Here is a 13242-nt window from a genome sequence, read left to right on the forward strand (position 1 = left end):
TCTGCGGTTTGTTTTAAATTAGTCCGCATCTAATTGGGTTTCTTTTGAATTGCTGTCTGACTTTGATTATTTCATCTTAACATCGATGAACACGCCAGCGGACAGATCGATCTTCTGTAATGCATCAATTGTCTTCTGAGTTGGTGCTACAACATCGATAAGTCTCTTATGAGTTCTCTGCTCAAACTGCTCTCTTGAGTCCTTGTACTTATGAACTGCTCTTAAGATTGTGATCTTCTCAATCTTAGTAGGCATTGGAACTGGTCCGCTTACCTTTGCGCCAGTCTTCTTAACTGTATCAACAATCTGTGCTGCTGCCTTGTCGATAAGTTTGTGGTCATAAGCCTTAAGTGTAATTCTCATAATCTGATTTGCCATAAAAAAAGCCGCCTCCTTTTCGCACTTAATCTTAGTACAACAAGCGGTGACTGTACACTCTCCCGTGTGTGTCCTAAGTTAAAACCCAGAACCATCACGTCGTTTCTGTCCTCTTGACAGACGGTTATATTGTACAGTGACTTGTCGCCAGTTTTGTAAATTGACATTCGCTCCACGAAAAACCTGCGTCATATATGTACGCAGCAACCTCCGCTTCTCAGCTATCATGCCACAGCACGTTTGATTATATACTAGGGATTTCTTTAAATCAAGAGGTTTTTTTAATTTTTTTATGTTTTTTTGAATTTTTTTAACGGGTATTTACAGGGTATCACTCGCCAGATTCACTCAGCTTGAATGTCCTCTTCATCTTGATCCCCTTGTTCTCCCATATCTCAAACTTCGAAAAGCTTAAGATGAACCCGTAATCTGTATGGTAACCATAATTCTCCATCGCAAACCCAGGGAATCTGCTTCGAATCGCATCGAGCAGCTCTGCCATATCATCTATCTTATATCCCCTGCCCGTCATATACTCATATGCAAATGTGTCTATCTCCTCCCTGTCATCGACCAACGTCAGCTTTGTCACGCCATTCTCATCGGTATAAACCTTCACTCCACTCACATTATTCTCCACAAATGTATCAAGATGAGTATAGCCATAATTTCTGACATCAAAATCCGGGTATCTTCTCACAACGCCTTCATACACCTGTTCCATGACAGCATCTCTTCCCTGTCCTTTATAATAGGAAGAAACCGAATATATCTCCTTTGCTATATCACCTATATCCGGTATATCAGCAGTGCATTTCCCTCCGGCAAGAACATCTATATACATATATCTCTGGGCGCTGTCCACAAGGATTTTGTCTGCGTCACATGGACCGACAACCACAACCTCTATATCCGTGAGCCTCAGCTTGTCGAGAAGCGGTACTGTCAGACTGTCCCCCGTTGCTATATATATGCGCTCTGGCTTTGACAGCGCAGCATCCGCCATAACCTCCACGGCCAGCGCAACCATCGCCGATGACACCTTATACTCTCCGTGCATGCAGTCCTGTATTCTGAACCTCCCTGCACTCTCCACAAAGCTGTCATCGTCTTTGTCGGAATTAAACATCTTGCAGATCACAAGCTTGTCCGTTCTGATTATATCCTCATATATAACAGGCACAGCCTTTGCCTCTATGCTATCACAATCTATATACAGCGCAGCCCTCATGATATCCTCCTTAATAATATGCCACAACCATCACACACACAACAAACCACAGGTTTAATCCAATTATATCCTGCCATCTGCCTTAATCATCTCCATCAGAGTCTGTCTGAATCCAAACTCCTCACAAAGTGCTTCCGCATCCTTAAGAGCCTTCTTTCTCCTGTCCGGAGATACATTTTTCTTCACAGCTCTTATGAGCAGATTTTTAGGCGAATGTGCAATGTCTATAAATTCCATTATATCAGTCTTATATCCACACGCCTCAAGCATATGTCCGCGGATGGAATCTGTTGCCAGCGCAGCTATCCTCTCCTTGATGATACCGTATCTTGTCAGCGCAGCCAGTTCATCAGAATGCATCTGTTTATTCAGCTCATGCTGGCAGCAAGGCACGGACAATATATACTGTGCGTTCCAGCAAATGGCATTGTACAGCGCATAGTCCGTGGCAACATCACACGCATGCAGCGTCATGACCATATCCACATCCACATCCGTCTTGTATCCATTTATATCCCCAAGCTCAAACTTCAGTCCGGTATAGCCAAACTGTTCCGCCAGCGCATTGCAGTCTTTTATCACCTGCTCCTTGAGATCCAGGCCGGTTATATGGACATCAAGCCCCTTAACCTCATGCAGATAATAATAAACTATAAATGTCAGATACGATTTGCCGCATCCAAAATCTACTATATTAATAGAAGGTTTGTTGTAGCTCTTCATGACATTGTCCACGATCTCCGCAAATCTGTTGATCTGCTTAAACTTGTCATACATGGAGTGCACAACCTTGCCATCCTTTGTAAATATGCCCAGATGGATAAATACAGGGATATCCATTCCCTCTTCAAGTATGTATTTCTTTCTTCGGTTGTTCCCCTGAACAGTTATGAGTTTATTCTCCGTGTGCCTCTTATTCACAGCTACTTTGCCCTTCTTTGAGATCTTCACATCCCACTCCTCCCGGGCCGAGAACATGTTTATCTGTCTGAATCCATCCTGCAGATCTCCGGCCAGTGCTTCTTCAAGCTCGTCCTCATCTATATTCTGGTGGAACACCTGCTTCTCCGTATACCTTTCTATCTGAAAGCACCTTTTACCGCCTATGATTTTTCTCTCAAATACCACTTTTCTGTATTCACCGCGTCCGCCACTGAGGATAATCTTGTGGGGATCACTCTGTACCATCTCTTCTATTAATTCTTTTATACTTATATCTGCCATTATTCCAACTTCTCCATTACCAACAATCTGTATCGTCATTAATCTCTGTCATCAATCTATGCACACAGCAGCCTTGACGCAGTGCTTTGATACAAGTATAATCTATAGGATATATTTTTTGAAGTTATTTTTATAAGGAAGGATTACATATATGTGGATAGCAGATGGATGGAAGGATTATGAAGTTATTGACTGCTCTGACGGAGAAAAGCTTGAGCGTTGGGACAAATACACTCTGCTCAGACCAGATCCCCAGGTTCTGTGGAGCACTCCAAAGAAAAATCCTGCATGGAATAAACTGAACGGACATTATCACAGAAGCAACAAAGGCGGCGGAGAATGGGAGTTTTTCAGCCTGCCTAAGCAGTGGACGATAAATTACAGGGATCTGACTTTCAATCTGAAGCCATTCAGCTTCAAGCACACTGGTCTGTTCCCTGAGCAGGCTGCCAACTGGGACTGGTTCAGCGAACTGATAAAGAACTCACCTAAAAAGGATATTAAGGTATTGAACCTGTTCGCATACACAGGGGGCGCAACATGCGCAGCCGCCAAAGCCGGAGCTGCAGTCACCCATGTTGATGCATCCAAGGGAATGGTTACCTGGGCAAAGGAAAACGCAGCATCATCAGGGCTCGCCGACGCACCGATCAGATGGATAGTTGACGACTGTGTGAAATTTGTCGAAAGAGAGATCAGACGAGGCAACAAATATGACGCGATCATCATGGATCCTCCTTCATACGGCAGAGGACCAAAGGGTGAGATATGGAAGATCGAAGAGAAGATTCATCCTTTCATCAAGCTCTGCAGCCAACTTCTCTGTGACAAGCCGCTTTTCTTCCTTGTAAATTCATATACAACAGGTCTCGCGCCTGCGGTGCTCACATATATGATATCCACAGAGGTAAAGAGCAGATTTGGCGGACATGTTGTGGCAGATGAGATCGGACTTCCTGTCACAGAGACAGGTCTTGTTCTTCCTTGCGGTGCCGCCGGAAGATGGCAGAGATAACAACGGATCGGTCGAGGCAGATACATTTTGCAGATAAACTAAAAGCAGGAATATGAAACCCAGCAAACTTCGTTATAGGGGCTCATATTCCTGTTTTTTTAATTTTTCAGCTTCTTAATTTCAGCTTTTTTGTCACGTAATTTAATCCTTTACACCGTCACATCCACATACTCCAGACGTATGACCTTCTCCAGATCCGCAGGGGCTATCTCTATCTGATACCCAACCTTACCCGCACTCACATACATCTTATCAAGATCTTCAGCACTTGCATCTATCGTGGTCCTGAAAAACTTCTTCATACCGATAGGTGAGCAGCCGCCATGTATATATCCGGTAAGAGGGAGGAGTTCCTTTGCCTTGAGCATATCTATCGACTTCTCTCCCACAGCCTTCGCAGCTTTCTTGAGATCAAGTTCCTCCTTGACAGGAATTACAAACACGTAATTTGCGCCGGACTTCGCAACGGTCACCAGGGTCTTATACACATACGCAGGATCCTGTCCAAGTATGGCAGCAACCTTCTCTCCATTCGTCTCGCCCGTCTCCACATAACAATAATGGTTGTACTTTATCTTCTTGCTGTCAAGTATGCGCATGACATTTGTCTTTTCCTCAGTCTTTGCGTTCTTATTCTTATCTTTCATGTTCCAGTTCATCTCCTTGTCATCAAATGCACTAAGCGCCCCAACCTTGTCTATTGAAGATTGAAGCGCTGTATGCATGTCTATTGTATTCTCCGGCTTTATCTTAATCTGCCGTACATAACTTTATCTGTCTTCCATCGGCAGATACTCTTTGTGTGTTCCCACATACTTATATGCAGGTCTGATGATCTTGCCGGCATTGACAAGCTCCTCTATTCTATGCGCCGACCATCCTGCAATACGTGCGATGGCAAATATAGGAGTAAACAGCTCGATAGGGATACCGAGCATCGTATATACAAATCCACTGTAGAAGTCTACATTTGCCGATATAGGCTTGCCGCTGCGTCTTCTGGCCGCAAGCAGTCTTCCTGATATCTCCTCAACCTTCTTGTACAGCTCAAATTCCTTTGTCCTGCCCTTCTCCTGGGCAAGTCTCTCTGCATATCCCTTGAGTATCCTAGCTCTAGGATCTGAGTTGGTGTATACCGCATGACCCATTCCATATATAAGGCCTGAATGGTCAAAGCCATTCTTGTCAATAAGTCCTGTGAGATATTTCTCCAGTGCAGCCTCATCATCCCAGTTCTTGACATGGCTCTTGAGGTCATCAAACATCTGCTGAACCTTGAGGTTTGCACCACCATGCTTAGGTCCCTTCAGCGATCCAAGTGAACTTGCAACTGCAGAATATGTGTCTGTTCCTGTCGACGATACTACATGAGTTGTAAATGTGGAGTTATTACCACCACCATGCTCAGCGTGTATAACCAGACATATGTCAAGCACCTGCGCCTCAAGCTCTGTATATTTCTTATCCGATCTGATAAGCCTCAGGAAATTCTCTGCAGTGGAAAGCCCCGGCTTCGGATTGTGTATTACAAGACTCATGTCGTGGAAATAGTGCTTGTAGCCCTGATAACCATATGCGGCGATCACAGGGAACTGTGCTATCAATTCCATACACTGTCTGAGAACATTCTCAATGCTTATATCATCCGGATTATCATCATATGAATAGAGTGTGAGAACACATCTCTGCAGAACGTTCATCATATTCTTGCTTGGTGCTTTGAGGATAACATCTCTTGTAAACTTTCTAGGAAGCTCCCTGTAGCACTCCATCATCTCAACAAATCTCTTAAACTGCTGCTCATTTGGAAGCTTTCCAAACAACAGAAGATACATAGTCTCCTCAAATCCGAATTTACTTCCGTGAAAACCTCTCTCGAGATCCTCAACATTGTACCCCTGATAATACAGACGACCATCAGTCGGCACTCTCTCTCCATCTATTACATCATATCCTATGACATCAGATATCTCTGTGAGTCCCGTGAGTACACCTTTTCCTGTGGAATCTCTGAGGCCTCTCTTGACATCATAATTGACATAGAGGTTCTGGTCTATCTTGCCAGATTCTGTACAATAACCTGTAAGCTCATCCAGTATTCTGTTATATTCCTCGCTGTTTCTTTCCAAACCTCATGTCTCCTTCCTTTATCCAATCCCTGTTCATCATCCCGGAGCTTCTCCGGATCTTATCAATAAACTATATCAACTCACCACAGTTTATCAAAAAAACTCCATTTTCGCAAGAAAGACAGCAATAAATTTGATTTATTCCTGTCTTTTCGCCAAAATTATTTAATTTCAAAATATTTCTGCCTAAATTTCAATAATATATCTCTCATAGGCATTTATGATCGTCGTGTCCTCGTATTTTGATTCGCGGACAAAATCTCTTCCATAATTTATATGCACATGGCCATGGACAAAATACTTAGGTCTGTACTCCTCCATAAGCGTTCTGAAACACTTAAAACCTGTATGTGGGAGATCCTCGGAATCATTTATCCTGTATGCAGGCGAATGGGCAACAAGTATGTCAAAGCCCTTGTTCCTCATGATCTTAAACCTGAGTTTCCGTACTCTTTTGGCCATCGCACGCTCGGAATACTGATGATCCGCACCACCAAACTTGTATTCCATCGAACCGCCAAGTCCCAGAATTCTGACACCCTTATACACATAAAGCTTGTCGTCTATGCACTCGCAGCCCCCCGGCGGTGTATCCTTGTAGCACACGTCGTGATTGCCATGGACATAGAGAACGGGCGCATGACTGAATGTCGCAAGGAACGACAAATACTGTGGCGATAAATCGCCACAGGATATTATCAGGTCTATTCCCTCGACCTTACTCTTATCAAAATAATCCCACAAATACTTGGATTCTTCATCCGCCAACAACAAAATCTTCACGTATCTATTCCCCTGTACTACAGTATACCTTCTCCGTAGGAGATTTATCTTATTTCACTTCCGGAACCGACTTGAGCTCCAGACTCTCCGGTGTGTCTATACCCTGAAGTGCAACTACCGTCTTTGCCTCATCGACAAGATCGTCCTCTGTAGGGAGCATGCCCACTACATTTTCAGCAAGCCAATCCATCTTGAGTATATCTTCATGGAGCATCGCTCCGTCATCTTCATTTCTCACTATTCCGTTCTGGGATGTAAGCTTTCCGCTGAACGGTGTGATAGCGCCCTCTCTTATGAGGTTTGTCATAACCGATATGAGCTTCTGTGTTCCGGCCGGAAGGTGCTTTGAGCATATGACGTCAACTATTCCCGCTGACATACCCCACCAGTAGCTTATCGCATTGCTGGTCTCGTTCTTCTCCTCCTGCTTCCAGTTGCCCTCCAGTATGGATCTAAGGATCCTCTCATAGAATGCACCCCAGTTGTAGAAAGGCATGGCAAGGTTGACGACCTCTCCATTCTGATCATAGTGATAAAGTCCGAAGTTTCGTGACGCATCATCCGGCATGATCATGTCTCTATCGGATATATATGTTATTCCATTTCTCTCGAAGAACTTCTGTGGATCAGCATTCTTAACCTTCGTCCACTGCAGATATATCTTTGCCCTAGGGTTGACCATCCTTGCTCCGATGGCAAATGCATTGATGTTCGCTGTTGTTCCGAATATCGGATAATCAGCTACATATCCTATCTGTCCGTCAGCACAAAGGCTTCCCGCTATCATACCGGTGAGGAACTTCACCTCGTACATTCTTGCATAATAGGTACGCACATGGCTGTTCGCAAGGCTGAGGGAACAGTTAAGTATCTTTATCTCCGGGTGGAGCACTGCAGTCTTAAGAGCCTCAGGAAGCATCTCAGGCCCTGTCGTAAATATCACATCATACTTCTCATCCACAAGTCTTCCAAGGCACTCTGTCAGCTTGGCAGGTGTATCCACATTACAGAAGGTTCTGCTGTCGACAGAATCTCCGAGTTTATTCTCCATGTCCATTCTACCCAGTTCATGGCTGTATGTCCAGACCGAGTTGGCTGGCGACTTATCATACACAAATGCCACCTTCAGGTTCGAAGGGCCTGATGGCTTTATAACCCTGTCGAGTATGGACTTCTTAGGCTCCACAGGATCAAGCTTTGGAAGAACCGTCTTATCCTTCTTCTCATTTGTGAGGACTATCTCATTCCATACCTTGTCAACACTGTCCTTCACCTGGGATGTAGTCATGTTCTTAAGAGCTTCATAGCCATACACATTGAGGAATACAAGCATGGCATCGTCCACTGTTATAGTAAGCTCCTCATTGCCCTTCTTAGCAAGATAAGCCTTCTCAAATGCGAGATGTGCCGAGTTGAAATCCAGTCTCTCATCCTCTGTGAAAACCGCATCCTTAGTGATCCCTATGAACTCCCTGAGCTTATCATATCCACCGAGCTGTGAGAAATATACATAGTTGATCCCCGTCTGCTTGTGGAAATCTATAAATTCAAAATATATCTTATTCTCAAGTGAGTCGGTCCTTCTAGGTATCTTTCTTGTAACCATGGCAGGAACTGAGTCCGCACCAAAGTATTTGAGCACACTCACTCTCTTATTTCCTTCTACTACATAGAATTTGTTCATATACTCATATACCTTTATCGGGTCATGTATACCTTCCTCTATGTGGGACTCACACAATGCGGTCCATTTCATTCCAAATTCAGTATGATAATCCAATATAGGCATAAAATTACTAGCAAACGCCGTCGTCCTTGCAGCGGTAGCGGTTCCAACCACGCGGTCAAGCGATATGGTCTGGAGACCAAGATTCACCTCACCCACAGTGTCGGATGGTGATATTATTTCATCCAAAACCGGAAGATATGGATATTCATTTTTTGCTACGGCTGCCTGATATCTCTTCTCACCAAGCTTCTGAGCCCTTAAATATTCGTTTGCTGACATACTATCACTCTCCTTATTCAAGACCATATAGTAATACTATAAAATTCAATAATCAAGAATTTGTTTCCTTCCGATCCGCCAAAATTATCTGCCTTTCAACTGCATGTTTTGTGAATTATGTATAAACCGCATTGTATGTTATGCATAATTACCACTTGATTTTTTTCGTAACATGCTGTATTATATTATTAAATTCAGAAGATTTCACATATTTTCGAACTTAATGTCGGTGTGTGTGAATACCAATATACTTAAGGAGTCTGGCTAATACACTTCCACCAGGCTCCTTTTTATTGTAGCATCTATTCTGTTCTTTTACAGCATTCCCCATCAAAATTCATTGATTTCGACTGCATCATTGTTCATCTTCCCTATATGCGTCAAATGTAACCTTTATGTCAGTTCCCTTACCTGGTTCACTGTCCATATCAAGCTGTGCATTGTTGCGGGCAACTATATGCTTTACTATGGCCAGGCCAAGTCCTGTGCCACCTGTGGACTTCGATCTGCTCTTGTCCACTCTGTAGAATCGTTCAAATATCCTCTCCTGATGCTCCTTCGGGATTCCTATTCCCGTATCCTTCACCCTGAGTATAACCTTGCCATCCTCTGCCTTTACAGATACATCCACACTTCCATTCTTATTGTTATATCTGATGGCGTTGTCTGTGAGGTTATACACAAGCTCCTCCATCATCATCTTGTTCGCATATATATATCCGTGACTGCCATCATAGCTGAGTGTCACACTGTTCTTCTCTGCGTTTATCGCCAGCATATCCGTGGCTGTTCTGGCTATGACCGCCAGATCGATCTTCTCCATCAGTGGCGCATCCTCAGATACATCCAGCTCTGACAGTCTGATTATGTCATTGATGAGGGTGAGAAGTCTGTTGGAGTTCTTGTGGATCTCAGTTGCAAAATGATGTACATCCGCCTCGGTGGCCATACCTGTCTCGATAAGCTCCGAATACCCCGATATGGATGTGAGCGGCGTCTTGAGCTCATGTGATACATTTGCCGTGAACTCCTGTCTCATCTGTGAGCTCTTCACTATATCCGCATGCTGCTTCTGTATCATATCTATAAATGGCCGCATCTCCTTGTACGCAACTATGTGGGTATCGTCGTCCAGACTGTTTGCCATCTGCTCTATTGGTTTCAATATGTTTCTGGTCAGATAGTGTGTCACTATGATGGTGACACAGACCAGGATCGCCATCACCACCAGCATGACCGGCACAGCCGCAAGGAACATACTGATTACATTGTTGGTCTCCCTCGCTATTCTCAGCACCCTTCCAGACTTGAGCAGTATCGCATAGTAATATGTGCTCTTATTGAGGGTTTCCGACTTTCTTATAACCTGTCCATCACCATTTTCAAATGCCTCTGCTATCTCTGGTCTGTCAAGATGGTTCTGCATGGAAATCTCATTGGCCTGATTGTCATACAGAACACTGCCGTCGGGCGCTATAAGCGTCAATCTGAGGTCATTGGTATCCACGCTTGCATACACACCGGGGTCATCCGCATCGAAATCTCCGGTATTCTTAAGCACCTCAGCATACCCCTTCAGATCCCTTATGATCTCCGCCTTGTACACCTCATAGAATATAAACGTCGACAGGACCATGGTCACCGCTATGGCCACCAGTGAAAAGATAATAAACTCCAGATTGATAACCTTTTTCAGTCTTTTATCGTCTCTCTTACCCATATGCTACTCCATCTTATACCCTACATTTCTAACCGTCTTTATCATATTACCTGCTTCGCCAAGCTTCTGTCTCAAAGTCTTGATATGCATATCAAGGGTTCTGGATTCGCCCTCGTAATCCGTTCCCCACACATCCGACATAATCGTGTCTCTGTGAAGGACTATTCCTGCATTAACCATGAGAAGCTTTAAGAGTTCAAACTCCTTGAAGGTAAGCTCACACAACTCACCGCCCACATGCACCTCGCGTCTCTCTGAATCAAGGGTTATATCCCCGAGTACCATCTGCTTGTCATCCTGCAGCGCCCTGCTTCTTCTGAGCAGCGCCTTGACTCTGGATATGAGCTCCATCACGCCAAATGGCTTGGTGAGGTAATCATCCGCTCCTATATCCAAGCCCTTGACCTTGTCAAGCTCTGTAGTCTTGGCTGTCACAAGGATAATCGGAACTCTGACAGTATCAGGTCTGCTCCTGAGCTTCTTCACAATTTCAAGACCATCCATGTCTGGGAGCATGATATCCAGGAGTACCAGATCAGGGACCTTCTCCGCAGACCTTGAGAAGAAGGATTTCGCATTCTCAAACTCCTCCACCGCATATCCGCTGTTTTTCAGAGCAAACATCTCTATCTCTCTTATATTCTTATCGTCTTCTACAATATAAATATGTACTGCCATTTTGTCTCCTTTCCCTGTGTAATACCACTTTCATTTACATGCGTATTGCAATTTTATTTTTATCATTATTTTTTTATTTATACGTGCCAGATATCACTTCAGCTTGTACATCTCTCTGTAATATGTGTACATGCTCTGGAAATCTATGTTGGAATCCTTCTTCATGTTATCCAGATATTCATGTGTATCAAAGTTATCTGATTTTAACTGAAGCATTGCCACCGCCACGTTGGAACAGTGATCTGCAACTCTCTCATAGTTGTTGATAAGATTCTCCAGTGATATTCCGAGCTCAATGGTACATTTCCCCTTCTGAAGTCTCTTGATATGCTGCTTCTTAACCGCGCTGTTGAGCTCATTGATGGCTTCCTCAAGCGGCTCCACATGGGATGCCTCCTGAAGGTCTTCTTTGTCGTAAGCCTCCACAGTCATGCTGACTATGTTCTGAACTGCATCCTTGTATACACCCAGCTCTGACTTTGCCTTTTCTGAGAAGGACGCGCCCGCCTCATTCATCTTCCTGCATATATCCGCTATGGTTATGGCGTGATCCGACATTCTCTCAAGATCACCTATGACATGAAGTCCGATCGATACCTTCTGGCTATCCTCATGGGAGAGCTCCTTGCTGCTGAGCTTTACCATATAAGAACCGACCTCATCCTCATAGGTATCTATGATGCCCTCAAGATCCTCAACCTTATCCCTGACCGCTTCATCATAATTATCAACCAGTGACAGTGCCATATCAACACTGTTCTTTGAAAGCTGAGCCATGTATTTTACGACCTCTATACAGTGTCCAACAGCAAATGCTGGTTTCTCAAGGAATCTGGCATCCAGACGCTTGAGCATCTCCAGCTCTGCAGGAGTATTTTTCTCCACCTCATCCTTATCTCTGACAGTGAGCGTTGCAAGCTTCTCAAGTCCGCCTGAGAACGGAAGCAGAAGAAGTGTCGCTGCAACGTTGAACACACTGTGTACAACAGCTATACCAGCTGCATTCGCTGAATCATTCAGGAACTGGAAGTGTACAAATGAATTGACCGTGTAGAACACCACCATGAACACGACTGTTCCTATGATGTTGAAGTACAGATGCACAAACGCAGCTCTCTTGGCATTCTTCTTGGTTCCTATACATGATATCAGTGCCGTTACACAGGTTCCTATGTTCTGACCCATGATGATTGGGATCGCCGTCCCAAATGACACAGCCCCGGTTGCACACAGCGCCTGGAGTATACCTACAGACGCCGAAGAACTCTGTATGATAGCTGTTATCAACATTCCCACAAGCATTCCAAGGAATGGATTGGAGAACATGGTGAGTATATTCGTAAATTCCGGTACATCCTTAAGCGGAGCAACCGCACCGCTCATCATCTCCATACCAAACATGAGCACTGTAAATCCAAGAAGGATTCCACCTATATCGTGCTTCTTCTCAGACTTGGTGAACATGAGGAATATTATTCCTATTACTGCGAGTATAGGTGAAAAGGATGAGGGTTTCAACATATTAATAAATATATTGTCACTCTGTATTCCTGTAAGGCTGAGTATCCATGATGTTACTGTTGTTCCTATATTTGCACCCATGATGATACCCACTGCCTGTCTCAGCTTCATGATGCCTGAGTTTACAAGTCCAACCACCATAACTGTGGTCGCCGATGATGACTGGATCACTCCTGTCACCGCGGCGCCCAGCAGAACACCCTTTATAGGTGTGGATGTGAGTTTTTCCAGTATCTTCTCCAGCTTACCGCCAGCCGTCTTGGCAAGGCCATCTCCCATCACGTTCATTCCATACAGGAACATTGCAAGTCCGCCCAGAAGGGATAACACATTGAAAATATCCATATTTTTTGTCTCCTTATTACATTTCCAATTACTTCTGTATAAGGACTTGTATACACAATATCCCTTTTACAGCGTCTGTTTTATCAGAGTCTATTGTAAAAGGGATATGTAAAATGTGAGATATGTGTATGTAAAATCTGTGTAAATTTAAAATCTATGTAAAATCCTGCAAAATATTTGGCACAGTTTTGTGGTATCACATAGACCTTT

General features: G+C 44.0%; 11 protein-coding genes. 1 reads left to right on the top strand and 10 read right to left on the bottom strand.

Annotation, left to right across the window (positions count from 1 at the left end; genetic code table 11):
- Positions 1–66: 66 nt before the first annotated feature.
- From rpsJ to ABUA31_RS12455, 3 genes are all read right to left on the bottom strand, one after another.
- On the bottom strand, positions 67–378 hold the full coding sequence (gene rpsJ / locus ABUA31_RS12445) for a 30S ribosomal protein S10 (RefSeq protein ID WP_004850108.1): 312 nt from the start codon (positions 376–378) through the stop codon (positions 67–69).
- A 331-nt stretch (positions 379–709) separates the two neighbouring features.
- Positions 710–1609, bottom strand: coding sequence for an OST-HTH/LOTUS domain-containing protein (locus tag ABUA31_RS12450; RefSeq protein WP_349093393.1), 900 nt, complete (start codon positions 1607–1609; stop codon positions 710–712).
- 63 nt (positions 1610–1672) lie between these two features.
- Positions 1673–2833, bottom strand: a complete 1161-nt coding sequence (locus tag ABUA31_RS12455; protein ID WP_349818936.1) for a class I SAM-dependent methyltransferase — start codon at positions 2831–2833, stop codon at positions 1673–1675.
- Between the two features lie 151 nt (positions 2834–2984).
- Here ABUA31_RS12455 and ABUA31_RS12460 point away from each other — a divergent pair, with 151 nt between their 5' ends.
- The gene (locus tag ABUA31_RS12460; protein WP_022216641.1) at positions 2985–3848 is read left to right on the top strand and encodes a class I SAM-dependent methyltransferase; all 864 of its coding nucleotides are present in this window, start codon (positions 2985–2987) and stop codon (positions 3846–3848) included.
- Positions 3849–3997: 149 nt separating this feature from the next.
- On the opposite strand, the gene ybaK is transcribed toward ABUA31_RS12460, so the two are convergent.
- The 7 genes from ybaK to ABUA31_RS12495 all read right to left on the bottom strand — a co-directional run bounded on the left by ybaK (position 3998) and on the right by ABUA31_RS12495 (position 13032).
- Positions 3998–4495, bottom strand: coding sequence for a Cys-tRNA(Pro) deacylase (gene ybaK, locus ABUA31_RS12465; RefSeq protein ID WP_055146749.1), 498 nt, complete (start codon positions 4493–4495; stop codon positions 3998–4000).
- A gap of 123 nt (positions 4496–4618) precedes the next feature.
- Positions 4619–5977, bottom strand: a complete 1359-nt coding sequence (locus ABUA31_RS12470; RefSeq protein WP_055223145.1) for a citrate/2-methylcitrate synthase — start codon at positions 5975–5977, stop codon at positions 4619–4621.
- A gap of 186 nt (positions 5978–6163) precedes the next feature.
- On the bottom strand, positions 6164–6760 hold the full coding sequence (locus ABUA31_RS12475) for a metallophosphoesterase family protein (protein WP_022216638.1): 597 nt from the start codon (positions 6758–6760) through the stop codon (positions 6164–6166).
- 49 nt (positions 6761–6809) lie between these two features.
- Positions 6810–8768, bottom strand: a complete 1959-nt coding sequence (locus ABUA31_RS12480) for a BMP family ABC transporter substrate-binding protein (protein ID WP_055273750.1) — start codon at positions 8766–8768, stop codon at positions 6810–6812.
- Between the two features lie 355 nt (positions 8769–9123).
- On the bottom strand, positions 9124–10488 hold the full coding sequence (locus ABUA31_RS12485) for a sensor histidine kinase (protein WP_349093391.1): 1365 nt from the start codon (positions 10486–10488) through the stop codon (positions 9124–9126).
- A gap of 3 nt (positions 10489–10491) precedes the next feature.
- Positions 10492–11166 (bottom strand): response regulator transcription factor, encoded by a 675-nt coding sequence (locus tag ABUA31_RS12490; RefSeq protein WP_022216635.1) that lies wholly within the window; start codon positions 11164–11166, stop codon positions 10492–10494.
- 93 nt (positions 11167–11259) lie between these two features.
- Positions 11260–13032, bottom strand: coding sequence for a Na/Pi cotransporter family protein (locus tag ABUA31_RS12495; protein WP_055146525.1), 1773 nt, complete (start codon positions 13030–13032; stop codon positions 11260–11262).
- Between the last annotated feature and the right edge of the window lie 210 nt (positions 13033–13242).

The organism is Coprococcus sp. RTP31081st1_H1_RTP31081_211007, from assembly GCF_040227275.1.
Lineage (GTDB): Bacteria > Bacillota > Clostridia > Lachnospirales > Lachnospiraceae > Coprococcus > Coprococcus aceti.